Below are 17,221 nucleotides of genomic sequence, written 5' to 3'. Positions count from 1 at the left end.
AAAAGGTTGGCATCGAGGCCAACCTTTTAATCATTCATTACTTTAACGCTTTATTCATCTTATCGCCCAGCAGGTCCAAACGCCAGCCGTGCATCAAGTCAGGCAACACTTCTGGATCGCGATCTTTTTTCCACACCCAACTGATCAGCTGATTAATCTGCTTTTTAGAAGCAAGGAACTCCGTCGCTAAGCCAGACTTCTGCGACGCCGATTTCACTATGTCTTTCATATTTTTGAAGACTTGTTTGTAACCTGGATAATCCATTAAGCGTTCAATTTTTGCTGGATACTCTTCAGAAGGTGTTTGCTTCGCTTGTTTAACAATCGCGGCAATCTTCGCGCCATGGCGGTTAATCGCTCGGATATCAATATCTTCCGCTTCCATCTTCTTAAAGTTAGTTAAGCCAAGACGAGCGACTGTTAATAGGTCACCTTCTTTGAAGATAAAGTTCAGCGCTAAATCTCGTTTGATTGCTTCACGGTAACGCCACGTCGCTAGAGGCTTTAAAATAGCCAGCTCAGAAGGTTTTAACTGCCAAGCACCTTTAATATCAAGGTAGGCATTCTCTTCATTAGTGACGCGAATGCGTTTTGAAACCAACAAATCACTTTCTTGTTGTACGGCTTCCCACCAACCTGCTTGCGTCACCTTATCGAACAGCTTCTCGTATAACGGTAGCAAGTAATGCACGTCTGCAGCAGCATAGTCTAATTGCTTTTGCGTCAACGGTCGGGCCATCCAGTCAGTACGTGACTCACTTTTGTCTAGCTCAACACCTAAATATTCTTCCACCAGCGTTGCAAAGCCTGTTGATAGACCGTGGCCAAGAAAGGCCGCCATCAACTGAGTATCTACCATAGGGAACGGCGTACAACCAAATGCATTTTGGAAAACTTCTAAATCTTCACCGCAGGCATGCAGCACTTTTAACACGGAAGTATCTTTTAATAGCGCTACGAACGGCGTCATATCCGTTAATTCGGTCGGATCAATCAGCGAGAGGCGATTACCATCGAAAAGCTGAATCAGACCTAACTGCGGGTAGAAAGTGCGAATACGGACGAATTCGGTATCCAGCATCACTACATCTGCCTCTCGGGCGTGAATGCAAACTTCTTCTAGGTCTTTGTTTTTGTTAATAATTTGATAATTCACATACTTCTCGCTATAAAAAATGCCAGCAAAACGCTGGCATTCTATCATTTTTTAAATCTCTCGACTCGACGAAATCGGCTTATGCGCTTTTCTTCGCGAGTTCAGCGTCGTTCTCTTCACGCAGAACACGACGCAAGATCTTACCGACATTGGTTTTAGGGAGGTCTTCACGGAACTCAACCAACTTAGGTACTTTGTAGCCAGTTAAGTGCTGACGGCAATGCGTAATCACTTCATCTTTGGTCAAGCTCGGGTCGCGCTTCACGACGTAGATCTTCACTAATTCACCAGAGACTTCGTGCGGTTGACCAATAGCAGCCACTTCAAGGACTTTGCCGTGCAGTGCTACAACGTCTTCGATTTCGTTCGGGTAAACATTAAAGCCTGATACCAAGATCATGTCTTTCTTACGGTCAACGATGTGCAGGAAGCCTTCGTCATCGAACTTAACAATGTCGCCCGTTGATAACCAACCGTCTTCGTTGATCGTATCTTTCGTTGCTTCAGGTCGTTGCCAGTAACCTTGCATAACCTGAGGACCACGAACTTGAAGTTCACCAGTTTCAGTATTCGGAAGCGCATTGCCTTCTTCGTCCACAATACGAACTTCTGTTGATGGCACAGGCAGGCCAATCGATCCATTGTATTCAACAAGGTCATGCGGGTATGCCGCAACCAATGGAGAACACTCGGTTAGGCCGTAGCCTTCTAGTAGGTAACAACCCGTGGTCTTCTGCCATCTTTCTGCCACTGAGCGCTGCACTGCCATGCCGCCGCCAACGGCTAAACGTAGGTTACTGAAATCCAACTCGTGGAAGTCTTCGTTGTTGATCAAAGCATTAAATAAGGTGTTCACGCCCGTGATCGCAGTAAACGGATGCTTTTGTAGCTCTTTCACGAACCCTGGAATATCTCTAGGATTGGTAATAAGTAGGTTACGGCCACCCATTTCGACAAACAGCAGACAGTTTACGGTAAGAGCAAATACGTGATACAGCGGTAACGCTGTAACGACTAATTCGCGCCCCGGAGATAAAACCGGCCCGTACGCGCCTTTTGCCTGTAGAACGTTCGCAATCATATTACGGTGAGTCAGAATCGCACCTTTCGCGACGCCTGTCGTACCGCCCGTGTATTGCAGGAATGCAATGTCATCCCCAGACATAAACGGTTTAACGTATTGTAGACGACGACCTTTACGCAATGCCTGACGCATTGAGATTGCGCCAGGTAAATCGTACTTAGGCACCATGCCCTTAACGTACTTCACGACAAAATCGACAATCGTACCTTTCGCTCGTGGCAGCATTTGACCAAGACTGGTTAACACCACGTGTTTAACTGGTGTTTTATCGACGATTTGTTCTAGCGTGTTCGCAAAGTTAGATACAATCACAATCGTCGTCGCACCTGAGTCATTCAATTGGTGTTCAAGTTCACGAGGAGTGTAAAGTGGGTTAACGTTTACGGCGATACAACCTGCACGCAAAATACCAAACAACGCCACTGGGTATTGCAGTAAGTTTGGCATCATCAGAGCAACGCGGTCACCCTTTTGCAGTTTTAACTCGTTTTGCAGATACGCTGCGAATGCGCGACTACGTTCTTCCAATTTACGGAAGGTCATAACCGAGCCCATGTTCATGAATGCTGGTTGGTCTGCATATTTTTGTACAGACTGCTCAAACATTTCTACCAAAGACTCATATTGCTCTGGATTAATGGTTTCAGGTACGTCACTTGGATAACGTGAAAGCCATGGTTTATCCACGATGTTACTCCTCGTTTATAACTGGCTAAAAAATAGCGTCCTTTTTATTTTGAAAGCTATTACAGCACAGCGAACGTGCTTGAGCACGCAACTCTCAAACACTTGTTTAAATTTTGTTAACTACACCAAGAATTCGCGTTGCGACCTCGAGTATTTGCTCTAAATGACAGTGATGACCACCCTTGACAGAAACCACTTGCGGCGGGTTCTCTCCCCAATCAGCTTGGTTAGATGGTAAATTCTGAAATCCTTGATCGCCTAATACGATCAAATGAGGACAACGTATTTGGCTGGTAATCGAGTTAGCATGCGCTTGCGCCATTCGGTAAAGCGACGCACATTTTAACTTGGCGTCATGCCGCCAATACCATTTATCTCCTCGCGGCTCCGTTCCTCGCTCGACTATCGGCAGAAGCTGCTCAGCGGTTAATTGGTTGGCTTGCACGCGTAATTTTAACGCCAGATCGAAGGAGGCAATGGCTCGCTCTGGCTTGTTTTGCTGTCTTATTCGACTTAAAACGCCATCACGAAGACGAGGCAAACTGTTAGTAGGATCTTCAGTAAGAGGCCCTGCTCCCTCAATTTGCACAAGAGCTTCGACCTGCTCTGGAAACGCAGCACTATAGCAACTTGCGATTAAAGCACCAAGTGAATGCCCTACTAATATCAGTCTGTTTGGCGATAATTCATCCAACAACTGATATAAATCGGCAATATAGTCGTGAAAGGGGTAATAGTTATCGTGAGATTTATGACTCGATAAACCGTGACCAAAATGATCGATGGCGAGGAGGTGTAAGTGAGGATTAAGTTGGTTCAACTGCTCCATGAGCGCTTTAAAGCTGCCCGCATTATCTAACCACCCATGAAGAAAAACGACTGACAAGTCAGCCGTTTTCTCGTTCCCTATCTCAAGGGCTGCCATTTTGCCGGCAGGAAGCTCGAATTGACGCTCATGCATCGCAGATTATTTGACCTGTTTTATCACTTTACCGTCTTGTGGGAAATCATTACGCCACATGCGGCAGTTAATCGAGTAACATGGGTAAAAGTAGGTTGGCGAGTCATACATGCGTACACGTTCTTCAATTTTCCACAAACGGTAGCCTTGCCCCTTAATGATCGGGAATACGTATTCGTGTTCACCAATCTTTCCTTCTTCTTCTCCGGCGCCTTTACCTACAACCGTCAACAAGCGACCTTCACTAAAGGCAACAGGCTCTAAATAACCATCAAAATAGGCAATAAATCGTCCCGTTGGCTCTTCATCAATATCCGGTTTACCAGATTTACTGATTGGTAGGTTTACGATTTCTAGACGGGTTTTATCTTTGAAGTTATCCACTTTAGCGATGATTCCACCAAGGCGAACATCTTCACTCACTTGCCCCTGAGACTCAGCAAAAGCTTTATAGTCTGTAACGACCAATTCTGTGCTTGCATTTAGCTCCTCTGGCAACGAGCTACACGCAGACAAACCAACCGTAGCAAATAATGCGAGAAAAAACCGTCCAAAAACCTTCATAAACCACCTTTCAATATTAGTAACCCCAAGCTGGGGAGATCTCACACGTAAATATCGACACCAAGTAATTGAGCCAGTTCCTCTTTTTTAGTTCGATTCATGACATCCATGTACTGCTCCATTGCTTTACGTGCGCTCCCTTCAGGAAGGTCATATTGCACTTGAGCTCGGTGAATTTGGGACTCATCCACGTGTTTTATGGAGTGCGCCACAGCGTTAGCAACCTTTGAAGGCTGACCTACAGGCTGCTTTGTTTGTGATTTATCTACCTGCTTCTTTTTGCTGACTTTATTAGTGCGATTTGCACCGGGAATCAAAGAAGGAGGCAAGCCATTAATCGACGCCATAGCACTCCATAAAAATACAGGGCAAACGCCCTGCTTTTTGTCAGGTTAATGAAAAACGGACTATTCGCGACCAGGAAGTTTTTTCCATGTCACATTATCGCGTAGATAAACTGGGCTAGAATCTTCTACCGGCACAGTATTACCCTTTTTAAATTCTTGTTCAGCAAGAATCACGATGTCTTGTGAATCAGGGTACAGAACCTCACCATGCGTCAAGTTAAACGGTAAATCTGCTAACGCTTCTTGGTAGGCATCCCAACCCGTGCCTGCTGTCGTCCACGTTTTGTCGTCTGCTTGTGCTTCTTCAGTTAAACGTGCTGGTGGAATAACACACTCTTCATCAATACCAACCCATTCACCATTGTCTTGACGAGAATAGCGCGCCCAATAAACTTCACTCATACGTGCATCAATGGCAACAGCGACATTGGTCACACCATGTAAACGATGGCTACCTTGAGCCATCGCAGCCAGCGTTGAAACGCCGATCATAGGTAAGTCAGCACCGAACGCCAAACCTTGTGCGATACCAATACCGATACGAACGCCAGTAAAGCTACCTGGACCACGTCCAAACGCTAACGCATCTAGCTCTTGTAGAGTCAGGCCAGCTTCTTTTAGTACTTCATCAACCATTGGCAGTACTTTTTTGGTGTGATCGCGTGGTGCAACCGCGCTACGTGAAATCACTTGATCATTAGCCAACAACGCAACTGAACAGTTTTCAGTCGCTGTATCGATAGCAAGAATTTTTGCGCTCATTTAACTCTCTACAACTCTCATTTATTGGGTTATGCCTCAGCACTTGCGTCTGTGACAGATTGTTCTGCTTTCAGGAATGCTTTGATTCCATCTAAGTCTCGCGTTCTTGGGATAGGTGGTAGGCTTCCGAGGAAAATACCACCGTAGTCTCGCGTGACGAGGCGATTATCACAAATAATCAACGCACCGTGATCCTTCTGATCTCGAATTAATCGTCCTACTCCCTGCTTTAACGTAATCACTGCATCCGGGATTTGTACTTCAGCAAATGGTTCACCGCCACGCAATCGACAATCCTCGATACGGGCTTTGAGTAATGGATCGTCAGGGGCGGTAAACGGTAATTTGTCGATAATAACACAGCTCAGCGCATCACCTCTAACATCAATCCCTTCCCAGAATGCACCTGTCGCCACGAGTAAAGCGTTACCCAGTTCCATAAACTCCGCCAAGGTTTTCTGCTTACTCATCTCCCCTTGCATTAACACAGGCAGCTCAAGTACTTCTCGGAACTTCTCACCTAGTTCACGCATCATGCTGTGCGAGGTACATAAAAAGAAGCAGCGACCATCATTTTCTTCAATCACCGGAGCAAGCATTCGGACTAACTTATCCGCTAAGCCGTTACTGTTTGGCTCTGGCAGATACCTTGGCACACAAAGGCGCGCTTGTTTTTGATAATCAAAGGGGGACGGCAGAGAAAATTGCTTTGTAGGCTTGAGGCCAAGGCGCTCAGTAAAGTGCTTGAAGTCGCCCGATACGGCTAGGGTTGCTGACGTGAAAATCCACGCGCCTTGTTTAATCTCTATTTGCTCATGGAACTTGTCCGCGACAGAAAGAGGCGTAATGTGCAGAGCGAAATGACGAGGCGAGGTATCGTACCAGTATGAGTAGCCGGTAATATCGACATCACATACCCGGTCGATGCGGCCTTTGATCAAATTGGCTCGTTCAAAGGCGGTATCCAGTAATTGACTGCGCCCTAAGGCTATTTTGAGTACATCAATCGCCAATTCGAGGCTATCAGTTAAGCGCAATAATTCTCGCTTAATAGAGCCTGATTGCAACGCCTCACGCCAGTTGCCACGAAAGCCTGGCTCACCCAATACAATCCGCATGTCCATTGCGCTTTGCATGAGTTTGTCGCCCACTTTTTGCAATTGACGCATATCTTTGGCTTCGGTGCGGTAGGCTATTTCAATGTCTTTGGCAAGATCGTGAATTTGACGGCTTGAAACTGACTGGCCGAAATATTCGCTCGCAATATCTGGCAACTGATGAGCTTCATCAAAAATAAACACATCGGCTTCTGGGATCAGTTCGCCAAATCCTGTTTCTTTGATCGCTAAGTCAGCAAGAAATAAGTGATGGTTCACCACAACAATGTCGGAATCCATGGCTCGCTTACGCGCTTTCAATACAAAGCAATCGGTGTAGCTCGGACACTCTTTACCTAAACAGTTATCATTGGTGGAGGTGATGGTCGGAATGATCATGCTGTCTTCTGGCAGATCATCACAATCACCAAGGTCACCTGTTTTGGTTTCTGATGACCAAGCACGCACTTTAACCAATTGAGTTAATAGCGTCGGGTCAGATTCATTAGTATGGCTTTCGACCATTTGGCGGCTCAAGCGATCCAAACACAGATAATTAGAACGCCCTTTTAATAACGCCACTTGACCATAAAAACCAAGCGCATTGACCATGAGCGGTAAGTCCCGATGGTACAACTGCTCTTGCAAGTTTTTCGAGCCTGTACTGATGATCACTTTTTTACCACTCAACAGCGCAGGGACTAGGTATGCGAAGGTCTTACCGGTTCCGGTTCCTGCCTCCACCACCAACTGGGTTTGATCTTTGATCGCACTACTGACGGCTTCCGCCATATCGATTTGTGGCTGACGAGCTTGAAAGCCAGGAATGGCCTTACCTAACGCGCCATCAGAGGAAAAAGTTTTTGCGATCATGCTTGGTATTGAGTTTGAAAAATTATCGAGAGTATATCAGAGGAATAGGAGTGACATCAGCCCACAATCTGACCAGCTTGCGGCGACACGCGGATATTTTGTTGAAACCAACGTAAGAATAGATTATTTATGGTGAAACATGGCAGTACAGTTACACCCGCCAGGGAATAATAACAAATTCGTACGCTAAAATATTAATGCATGGAAGTACCTGATTTATGGAAAAGAAAACACTGTTGACCCACTGTTCTGACGCCCCGGGTCTCATCTCGAAAATTACTAATATCTGTTACAAGCACCAACTCAACATCGTTCACAATAACGAATTTGTTGATAATACCAGTGGCCACTTTTTCATGAGAACGGAGCTGGAGGGATACTTCAACGATCAAACGTTTCTTGCCGACTTGGACCAAGCTCTCCCGCAAGGTGCTAAGCGTAAATTGGTTGGCTCTCGCCGTAAGCGCATCGTCATTCTCGTCACAAAAGAAGCGCATTGTTTAGGCGATATTCTGATGAAAACCTACGATGGAAGCCTAGATGTTGAGATCGCCGCTGTGGTGGGGAATTACGACAAACTGCAAACTCTCACTGAACGCTTCGACATTCCTTACCACCATGTGACCCATGAAAACCTTAGCCGTGAAGAACACGAGCAGAAGATGCTAGAAGTGATCGACCAATACGATGCTGACTTTTTGGTGTTAGCTAAATACATGCGCGTATTGACGCCTACGTTTGTTGAGAAATACCACCACAAAATCATTAATATTCATCACAGCTTCTTACCTGCTTTTATTGGCGCTAAGCCATATCAACAAGCTTACGATCGCGGTGTGAAAATCATCGGTGCAACGGCACACTTCGTGACTAATGATTTAGATGAAGGGCCGATCATCAAGCAAGACGTAATTCCTGTCGACCATACATTCAATGCCCAAGATATGGCACAAGCGGGACGCGATGTAGAAAAGAATGTGTTGAGCAAAGCGTTGAATAAAGTCATTAACGACCACGTCTTTGTTTATGGAAATAAAACAGTGATCCTGTAATCCCTCCGCACTAGTTACAACGAGAATGAAACCCGTCCAACTTGGCGGGTTTCATCTTTTCAGGGATATCCCCCCGACTCTAACCATCAAAATTAAACCGATATATTATAATTTTTCATTTCACTACAACTATTTACTGAGAGAATGATTCCGTTTATCATTTGGTCCCCTTATAATAAACCACGTTAATATTACGGAATTAAAATGAAAAAAACGTTAGTGGCTTTTCTGATTGGGCTGACTTTGCCAGCAACCACAATCGCAGATACTCTTAAGCCTGTTCAGAATGATGTATCCACTCGCATTATTGGCGGCGAGCCAGCTAATACTTCCGACTGGAAGTTTATTGCTTCACTGGTCCGTAAAGGACAGCCAACATCTATTGGTCACTTCTGTGGCGGTAGTTTCCTTGGTGGAAAATACGTATTAACTGCTGCGCACTGTGTGGAAGGTCTTAATGCGGACGATATTGATATCGCTCTTGGTCTTTATGATCAAAACAACGAGTCTCACGCGCAGCGCATCGCGGTTAACAATATCTACTCGCATACTGCATATAACAGTAATACAACGAACAATGACATCGCTCTTATCGAATTAGAACGTAATGTCGATAGCGCGACTATCGATTTGGCAACGCCAGAGCTTTTGGATAGTGTACGCGTAGGAGATAAGTTGCACGTGGCTGGATGGGGAAATACGTCCACGACAGACCGAGTATACCCAACCGTTTTACAACAAGTTGATTTGGAATACGTAGATCGAGCAACCTGCCAAAACCTATCGGGAAATTACTCTAATGTATCAGATGACGGCATTTGCGCCGGATACTATTGGGGAGGTAAAGATAGCTGCCAAGGAGATAGCGGCGGTCCGCTCATCGTTGATGATAACGGCATCAACAAATTACTAGGCGTAGTCAGTTGGGGGGATGGATGTGCTCAACCAAATGCTTATGGTGTTTATGCAAACGTCGCTCATTTTCAGCATAACGGCTGGATAGATAGTCATCGTAATACTATCAGCTACACTCAGTATCGAGATCTTCATTTCGTTGAGCGAAAAGCGCAGCAAGAGACCTTTACTATTCGTAATGACGAGGTGAATACGCCAATCAACATCACGGGCGTTACCCTAACAAGCGGAATCAGCCTCGCCAAAAATACCTGTACTGCGACACTGGCACCATCTCAGAGCTGTCAAATTACGGTAGGCTACTACCCAAGCTACTCGCACTCAGTTGAAACGATTGAAGTCTCTACTGATCATCCGAAACTATCTAAACTTTCGACTACCTTAATATATAGTGGTATTGATAAAGCAAGCAGCTCATTGAGCAGTGCCGTTACGCTAGCTGGCGCAAACGTGTACACCAATGAACACGCTTGGACCGCTGAAAATGGTGAACTTCAGTCAGCAGAAATGGGAATGTCTACTGGTGCATCCATCTTGCATTTAACCGATCTTCCAAAAGGCAAACTATCAATGGACTTTAAAGTCTTGTCAGATGGTTTCGATGTTTTTGTCGTTTACGTCAATGGCCAAGAGTATGACTACACTCGCCAGCTTCTTGAGTACAATGAACTTTCTATCGATCTTTACCGGAAGTCAAACACGGTTACTTTTGCTTATCTGAAAAACTACGAGTTTAGCGGTGGTTACAACGCGCAAGCGTATATTCGCAATATCAAGATGTCAGTTAGTTCAGATAACACTAGCGAGAGCAGCGTAACAAAAACATCGAGTTCAGGCGGCAGCTTCTCGATTAGCCTATTGATGTTGCTAGCTGCAGGTCCTTTCCTGCGTCGCAAAAAAGGATAACAAGATGCAATATATACTCAAAACAATGCTGCTTGGTTTGAGCTCAATCAGCTTAGTCGCTTGCTCGGCAAATACAGAAATGCAGCAAGGTCAAGAGTCTGAACACCAAGCAATCATGGTAGAAGCGTACCGAACTATCGATAGTCAAATTTCATTTATCGCCGAGTCTAATGGCTGCAGTAAGAACGATGACTTTAGCTTAAAAATAGAGCAAAACTCTTCAACGGAAGCCCTGCTCACAATCGTCAGGAACAAAGTGGATCATTGTAAACGAATGCCGTTTCCAAAGACTTTCACACTAACTCTAGACGAAGAGTTGAAAGGCAAAAAGCTTTCCATTACCAACCCAAAAAGCAAGTCACCGGCTAAATAGTGATTCGCTTACGAAAGGGAGCCTCGGCTCCCTTTTTGCCTCTCGCAACTCAGAAATTTCACTCTAGCGTTTTACGCCTGCTCAGACTCCACAATACGCTTAAGTGAATGCGGGTGCAGCTTGATACAAATGCCTTGGTACTTAAACGCCACGGTTGGGTTGTTCAAGCGTTCGCCTTCCCCTTTCGGGCTCGACAATTTGATCTTCACACCCAGCTCTTTTAACTCATCAAAACGCGCGCCAAACGCTGGGTAAGTGTGTTTCAAATCAGCAAGAAACTCATCTGCGGTTTCGGCATGAGACGGAATCACAAACTCCACATGTTCCCAGCTTTCATTTGGGTAGATTTTGCCTTCCGCAGGATATGGCAGCTCCAGACACTCAATCTTCCAGCCACGGCTTTCCAACGCTTTGTCGAATACGATAACGATGATTGGGCGACCGTTTATTTTCGCTTGTGAAATCACCTTACCGTATTGATTCCATGCTTCATGCGCGGCTTTCGCTGTTTCAATATCATTAATACGCAGCGCAATATGGTCAGCTTGAGCAAAGCTCAGATCCAGTTTTAACAGGGTTGCAAGCTCTTCAATCTTCGCCATAAATGCGTCCAGATCTTGGGTCATCAATTCAGGCGTTAGGCGCTTTTCAACTAGTTGAGTCGTCATTGTGGCTCTCTTATGGGGCGATTTATCTCATTACTTTGAGCGCAATAGTAAACGCAAACTAAGCCACATTTCCATTCAATCGAAAAAGTAAAAATTTCGCCTATTCATCTCTGTATGAAAAGCAATAAAGTTGTTATGATTAGCCCCATTTTTGTGAACTCTAACAGAGCTCGGCGTACATTTTGCCGAGTTCTTTGTCCTTGAATTGAAGGAAACGCGTGTGAATATCCAAGCACTTATTAATGACAAAGTATCTCAGGCTCTAGAAGCCGCTGGCGCACCTGCAGGCAGTCCTGCAGCCGTTCGCCAATCAGCAAAGCCACAATTTGGTGATTACCAAGCAAACGGCGTAATGGGCGTTGCTAAAAAACTGGGTACTAACCCTCGAGAATTTGCACAGAAAGTACTGGATGTTCTGGACCTAGATGGTATTGCGAGCAAAACAGAAATCGCTGGCCCTGGTTTCATCAACATTTTCCTAAGCGAAGAGTTCCTTGCGAAACAAGCCGACGCGGCGCTAGCAGACGAACGTCTTGGCGTAGCTAAAGAAGAAGCACAAACCATCGTTGCCGACTACTCTGCACCAAACGTAGCAAAAGAAATGCACGTTGGTCACCTACGTTCAACCATCATCGGTGATGCGGTAGTACGTACGCTTGAGTTCTTAGGTCACAAAGTGATCCGCGCGAACCACATCGGCGACTGGGGTACTCAGTTCGGTATGCTTATCGCCAACCTTGAGCGTGTGCAACAAGAGTCTGGCGAAGTTTCTATGGAACTTGCGGACCTTGAAGGCTTCTACCGCGAATCGAAAAAGCTGTACGATGAAGATGAAGAGTTCGCAGTAAAGGCGCGAAACTACGTGGTAAAACTGCAAAGCGGTGACGAGTACTGTGCAGAAATGTGGAAAAAACTCGTTGATGTAACCATGATCCAAAACCAGCGCAACTACGACCGTCTAAACGTGTCACTGACTCGTGACGACGTAATGGGCGAAAGCATGTACAACGACATGCTTCCTAAGATCGTTGCAGACCTAAAAGAACAAGGTCTTGCCGTTGAAGATGATGGCGCGCAAGTTGTATTCCTAGATGAATACAAGAACAAAGATGGCGAACCAATGGGCGTTATCGTTCAAAAACGCGATGGTGGTTTCCTATACACAACAACAGATATCGCATGTGCAAAATATCGTTATGAAGAGCTAAGTGCAGACCGTGTGCTTTACTTCATCGACTCACGTCAACACCAGCACCTAATGCAAGCTTGGACAATTGTTCGTAAAGCAGGCTACGTACCTGAGTCAGTATCTCTTGAGCACCACGCGTTCGGCATGATGCTGGGTAAAGACGGAAAGCCATTCAAGACTCGTGCGGGTGGTACCGTTCGTTTAGCAGATCTTCTGGATGAAGCAGAAGTTCGCGCAGCACAGCTGATCGAATCTAAAAACCCTGAACTAGATGCGGAAGAAAAAGAGAAGATCTCTAAAACAGTTGCAATGGCAGCGGTTAAATACTCTGACTTATCTAAACACCGTACGACTGACTACGTGTTCGATTGGGACAACATGTTAGCGTTTGAAGGTAACACAGCACCATACATGCAATATGCATACACTCGCGTAGCTTCTATTTTCGCTAAAGCTGGTGTTGCTATGGACTCTCTCCAAGGTGACATCAAAATCACTGATGAGAAAGAGAAAGCACTTATTGCTAAACTTATGCAGTTCGAAGAAGCGGTTCAATCTGTTGCTCGCGAAGGCCAACCACACATCATGTGTAGCTACCTATTCGAACTAGCAGGTCAGTTCTCTAGCTTCTACGAAGCGTGCCCTATCCTAGTTGCTGAAGACGAAGCAGTGAAACAAAGCCGTCTGAAACTAGCTGCGCTAACAGCGAAGACCATCAAGCAAGGTCTGTCTCTACTGGGTATCGATACTCTAGAGCGTATGTAATCCGCTTTTACGTAGTTAGCTTAAGTAGCACAAGCTAAATGATGACAAAGGTTGACGTGAAAGCGCCAACCTTTTGTTTTATCTGTCGTATACTAATTCAAACTAAAAATTAATCGGACAGCAATAATGAGTTTTGAACTTCATCCTCAATTGGCAAAAGACACTTCGGTGATTGGTCACTTCCCACTTTGCGTCGCACTTCTTCATAAAGATAATGCTGTGCCATGGATTATCTTGGTGCCTAAACGCGAAAATTTGAAAGAGTTACACCACTTGCCAATGCAAGAGCAACAACAGTTTTTGCTCGAATCTCAAGCGGTAAGCCAAGCACTCGAAGCGACATTCCGCCCAGACAAGTTAAACCTTGGCGCCCTAGGTAACATGGTGCCACAGCTGCACATTCACCATATTGCGCGCTTTCAAGACGATATGGCATGGCCGGGACCAGTTTGGGGGAATACCAAAGGTGAGTTTCGTAATGACGAAGAACAAGAAGAGATTCTTAACCGAGTTCGTAATGTGTTGTCGTTAAGCTCTATCTTCCGTAAAGCGTAACCGTTATATAACTTTTGATTCAGGTAGAAAGTAAAAAGCCGCATCATTGCTGATGCGGCTTTGTTGTTTGTGCGCGATGGTTCATTGCTCCTACTACATGGTTACGGTAAGTGACAAACCATCGTGCTTTGTGACTGCATAGCGTATTCGCGTTATATGATGAGCTTTATTTGTATCTACTAAGCGAGAAATGCGACCTTTGTTAATCCATACACTTAACATGGCGTCTGCACCGTCTTCACTCATTCCGAACTGTTTTGCTAGCTCAGATTGGGAAACCGTTCCTTTTTCGGCGATATATTGATAAAGCTCTTTTAAAATCATACGACTTGCGCCTCAAACTCGCCTTGATGTTTCTTGCCTACACGCTTGAAAACGCGGTACGTGCCAAAGAAAATCGCAATAATTGCAGCAATCCAAACGCCGCTGGTGATAGGGCTATCAGCGAAATGCATAAGCTGATGATAGAAAGTCGCACTCAAGTACGCGAGCCCCATTGTCCATACCGCTATGAAGCGCGCAAAGTTATTGCCGAATTCTCGAACATAGGCACCCATCGCAGCCACACAAGGAGTGTAAAGTAAGATAAAAATTAGGTACGCAAAAGCAGCATGACCAGAAACAAATTTCTCTTTTATGTTACCAAAGATCGATTCATCGATTTCTTGCTCCTCTGCGACTGCATGAGAATCCGCTAAATCACCGACGTCAATCCCCAGCGGATCAGAATAACTCAGCCCTGCTAGGTTTTCAGGAATGCTCATCACCGCTTCTTCTAGGCTACCCATAAGATCAAATTCTGCATCCTCTCCATCGGCTGGCGTAGTATATAAGCTGTTCAATGTGCCCACGACTGCCTCTTTCGCGAAGATACCAGTAATAATACCAACCGTTGCTGGCCAGTTATCCTCTTGAATACCAATTGGTGCAAACACTGGCGTCACAACCTGAGCGGCTTTTGATAGAACCGATTTATCACTGTCTTCATTACCGAATGTACCGTCAGTTCCTAGCGAGTTGAGGAAGCTCAAGATAGCAACAACCACTACGATGGTTTTACCTGCACCCAATACAAAACGCTTAAGTTTTTGCCAAGTTTTGATCACGACGTTCTGCAACGTTGGAAGCTCATAGTCAGGCATTTCCATCACCAAGCTATCACTGCTGCCAGGATACAGCGTGTGCTTGAGGAACAAACCGGTAAACACCGCGGCGACAATACCAAGTAGGTAAAGTGCAAACACAATGTTTTGACCAGAGCCTGGGAAGAAAGCGGCAGCAAATAAAGCGTACACAGGTAAGCGAGCACCACATGACATAAACGGTGCCATCGACGCAGCCAACTTGCGCTCACGCTCTTGGTCTAGCGTGCGCGTTGCCATTATTGACGGAACGTTACAGCCAAAACCAAGAACCAAAGGGACAAACGCTTTACCCGGCAAGCCGATTTTCTGCATCACTTTATCAAGCACAAACGCAGCACGTGCCATGTAACCCGAGCTCTCAAGCACAGCAAGGAATAAGTACAAACACGCTATGACCGGGATAAAGGTCGCAACTGTTTGAATACCGCCGCCTAAACCATCAGCAATCACCGTAACTAGCCATACGGGGAGGTGACCATCTAATAAGTGGTGTCCACCATCAACCAGCAATGCGCCTACACCAATGTCAAAAAAGTCGATAAATGCACTACCGATGTTAATCGAGAACATAAACATCAAGTACATAACCACAAAGAAGAATGGGATCCCAATCCACTTGTTCAAAATAAATTGGTCGAGTTTTTCAGTCACGCTACGACTTAGCTTGCCTTCGCTTCGGCGAACTTTTTTACACTGTTCATGCAGGTATGTGTACTTGGTATCCGCGACATGCAAATCGATATCCAAGTCTAAAGTCGCAATGACTTCCAATACTTTGCTTCTATCAATATCGGAAAGGCTATTGAGAACCATCGTGTCTTTTTCAAGCGCACGAATCGCTAATGCACGATGGGCGACGGTTTGATCGTTAAAAAGTGCGGAAACAGTTTGAATCGCCGACTCCATCTTTTCACCGTAATGCAAAGATAGCTCTTTAAGCGCGACCCCTTGAACAATGGATTTATGAAGTTTTTCTTTAAACTCTGCAACTTGAGTTTTATTGGTTGCAGATAAACTTACTACAGGACAACCTAATGTTTTCTCAAGCTCTGAAACGTTAATCATTTGACGTTCACGTTTTAGTGCATCCATTTTGTTGAGAACAACAATCATAGGACGGCCAAGTTCGCGAAGTTGCAACGTCATATATAAGCTGCGCTCTAAGCTCGTGGCATCAACCACGTTGATAATGAGATCGGCAGGATGAGTTAGAACCGCACGCGATGCAATGGATTCGTCAATACTATTGCTATCATTACCACTGTCTAACGAGTAAATACCAGGAAGGTCAGTGAGCAAAAACTCGTCACCCGCATGTTTGAATTGTCCCGTTTTCTTTTCAACGGTGACGCCTGCCCAGTTACCAACTTGCTGTTTTGCGCCAGTCAAACCATTAAATAGCGTCGTTTTACCACTATTAGGATTACCTACGGTAAGCACTTGATATTGCATTACACTCGCTCCACTTCAATTTTCTGAGCAATGGTTTCTCGCAATGCGACAGACACACCACGGACTTCGACTTGTAAAGGATCGCCCATTGGAGCACGTCGAATCACTTTGACTTCTGTATTGGGAAGCAGCCCCATTACCATGAGTTTCTTTCTGATATCTGATGAAAGACCATCTAACAACCGAATCGTCACCGTATCGCCAGGATTAATCTCTGATAACTTCATAGTGGCCCTTAAGAGTATTGCTAATGAGAAATATTATTATTTAATAAGTTTAGGCTGCCAATATTACTCCCCTATAACCCTTCAATCCTTGTGTGAAATCAAAGATTTCATAAATGTTTTCATGCTTTCAAACGTCAACTCCGTAAATTTCCTCTCGTTATTTACGTCAAAATTAACAATTAAAAATCACGACCAATGAAATAAAAATGTCACAAACAAATGGTGAAGATAAAAATCTCCACACAAAACAACAGGTTAGATGACATTTAAAACTTTGTCGTTTTTCTCATATCAACATGGCGTTATTTTTATAAGAAAAATAAGTAACCTCTCGTATAGTTACTCCATCGAGAGGGCAACCTCTCAAATGAATTCCAGAGGTGGCATGGCAACATGTCACTCCGGCAGCAAGCGAAGGTGTCATTGACACCCGTGGTATAGTC

The 17,221-nt window shown here is 45.0% G+C and carries 16 protein-coding genes; 5 read left to right on the top strand and 11 right to left on the bottom strand.

Annotation, left to right across the window (positions count from 1 at the left end):
* Window positions 1–37: 37 nt before the first annotated feature.
* The 7 genes from rnd to R2S67_RS17410 all read right to left on the bottom strand — a co-directional run bounded on the left by rnd (window position 38) and on the right by R2S67_RS17410 (window position 7,531).
* The gene (gene rnd / locus R2S67_RS17440) at window positions 38–1,156 is read right to left on the bottom strand and encodes a ribonuclease D (protein ID WP_317345983.1); all 1,119 of its coding nucleotides are present in this window, start codon (window positions 1,154–1,156) and stop codon (window positions 38–40) included.
* A gap of 79 nt (window positions 1,157–1,235) precedes the next feature.
* Complete coding sequence (gene fadD / locus R2S67_RS17435; RefSeq protein ID WP_006743343.1) at window positions 1,236–2,927, bottom strand: long-chain-fatty-acid--CoA ligase FadD; 1,692 nt, start codon at window positions 2,925–2,927, stop codon at window positions 1,236–1,238.
* Window positions 2,928–3,033: 106 nt separating this feature from the next.
* Window positions 3,034–3,888 (bottom strand): alpha/beta fold hydrolase, encoded by an 855-nt coding sequence (locus R2S67_RS17430; protein ID WP_005396045.1) that lies wholly within the window; start codon window positions 3,886–3,888, stop codon window positions 3,034–3,036.
* 6 nt (window positions 3,889–3,894) lie between these two features.
* Window positions 3,895–4,452 carry a Slp family lipoprotein gene (locus R2S67_RS17425; protein ID WP_104974363.1) on the bottom strand — a complete coding sequence of 186 codons (558 nt, stop codon included), beginning with the start codon at window positions 4,450–4,452 and terminating at the stop codon, window positions 3,895–3,897.
* Between the two features lie 41 nt (window positions 4,453–4,493).
* Entirely contained in the window at window positions 4,494–4,799 is a 306-nt protein-coding gene (locus tag R2S67_RS17420; RefSeq protein WP_005396047.1) for a hypothetical protein, read from the bottom strand.
* A 60-nt stretch (window positions 4,800–4,859) separates the two neighbouring features.
* Window positions 4,860–5,561: a tRNA (adenosine(37)-N6)-threonylcarbamoyltransferase complex dimerization subunit type 1 TsaB gene (tsaB, locus tag R2S67_RS17415; RefSeq protein WP_301657536.1), complete on the bottom strand. Its 702-nt coding sequence runs from the start codon at window positions 5,559–5,561 to the stop codon at window positions 4,860–4,862.
* Between the two features lie 29 nt (window positions 5,562–5,590).
* A complete protein-coding gene (locus R2S67_RS17410) occupies window positions 5,591–7,531 on the bottom strand; it encodes an ATP-dependent DNA helicase (protein WP_005382210.1) in 1,941 nt (646 codons plus the stop codon).
* Window positions 7,532–7,749: 218 nt separating this feature from the next.
* On the opposite strand from R2S67_RS17410, the gene purU reads away from it, so the two are divergent.
* The 3 genes from purU (at window position 7,750) to R2S67_RS17395 (ending at window position 10,777) form a co-directional block, all read left to right on the top strand.
* Window positions 7,750–8,583 (top strand): formyltetrahydrofolate deformylase, encoded by an 834-nt coding sequence (purU, locus tag R2S67_RS17405; protein ID WP_005382206.1) that lies wholly within the window; start codon window positions 7,750–7,752, stop codon window positions 8,581–8,583.
* A gap of 204 nt (window positions 8,584–8,787) precedes the next feature.
* On the top strand, window positions 8,788–10,404 hold the full coding sequence (locus R2S67_RS17400; protein ID WP_301657537.1) for a serine protease: 1,617 nt from the start codon (window positions 8,788–8,790) through the stop codon (window positions 10,402–10,404).
* A 4-nt stretch (window positions 10,405–10,408) separates the two neighbouring features.
* A complete protein-coding gene (locus R2S67_RS17395; protein ID WP_054867850.1) occupies window positions 10,409–10,777 on the top strand; it encodes a hypothetical protein in 369 nt (122 codons plus the stop codon).
* A 71-nt stretch (window positions 10,778–10,848) separates the two neighbouring features.
* Here the strand turns inward: R2S67_RS17395 and R2S67_RS17390 are convergent, their stop codons facing one another.
* Window positions 10,849–11,445 carry a VOC family protein gene (locus R2S67_RS17390; protein ID WP_317345975.1) on the bottom strand — a complete coding sequence of 199 codons (597 nt, stop codon included), beginning with the start codon at window positions 11,443–11,445 and terminating at the stop codon, window positions 10,849–10,851.
* 220 nt (window positions 11,446–11,665) lie between these two features.
* Here R2S67_RS17390 and argS point away from each other — a divergent pair, with 220 nt between their 5' ends.
* Both argS and R2S67_RS17380 read left to right on the top strand, forming a co-directional pair.
* Window positions 11,666–13,399: an arginine--tRNA ligase gene (gene argS / locus R2S67_RS17385; RefSeq protein ID WP_262646185.1), complete on the top strand. Its 1,734-nt coding sequence runs from the start codon at window positions 11,666–11,668 to the stop codon at window positions 13,397–13,399.
* A 126-nt stretch (window positions 13,400–13,525) separates the two neighbouring features.
* Window positions 13,526–13,954 (top strand): HIT domain-containing protein, encoded by a 429-nt coding sequence (locus tag R2S67_RS17380; RefSeq protein ID WP_317345970.1) that lies wholly within the window; start codon window positions 13,526–13,528, stop codon window positions 13,952–13,954.
* 93 nt (window positions 13,955–14,047) lie between these two features.
* On the opposite strand, the gene R2S67_RS17375 is transcribed toward R2S67_RS17380, so the two are convergent.
* Genes R2S67_RS17375 through R2S67_RS17365 form a run of 3 tightly spaced genes read right to left on the bottom strand, consistent with a single transcriptional unit; the run spans window position 14,048 to window position 16,778 of the window.
* Window positions 14,048–14,278 (bottom strand): FeoC-like transcriptional regulator, encoded by a 231-nt coding sequence (locus R2S67_RS17375; protein ID WP_005396058.1) that lies wholly within the window; start codon window positions 14,276–14,278, stop codon window positions 14,048–14,050.
* Window positions 14,275–16,551: a Fe(2+) transporter permease subunit FeoB gene (feoB, locus tag R2S67_RS17370; protein WP_225461893.1), complete on the bottom strand. Its 2,277-nt coding sequence runs from the start codon at window positions 16,549–16,551 to the stop codon at window positions 14,275–14,277. The genes R2S67_RS17375 and feoB overlap by 4 nt, the downstream gene beginning before the upstream one ends.
* The gene (locus R2S67_RS17365) at window positions 16,551–16,778 is read right to left on the bottom strand and encodes a ferrous iron transport protein A (protein WP_005382190.1); all 228 of its coding nucleotides are present in this window, start codon (window positions 16,776–16,778) and stop codon (window positions 16,551–16,553) included. The genes feoB and R2S67_RS17365 overlap by 1 nt, the downstream gene beginning before the upstream one ends.
* Window positions 16,779–17,221 lie beyond the last annotated feature (443 nt).

It is taken from the genome of Vibrio sp. T13N (genome assembly GCF_032970445.1).
GTDB lineage: Bacteria > Pseudomonadota > Gammaproteobacteria > Enterobacterales > Vibrionaceae > Vibrio > Vibrio diabolicus.
The sequence above is the reverse complement of the archived record's forward strand: the minus strand, read 5'-3'. Positions and strand labels throughout refer to the sequence as shown.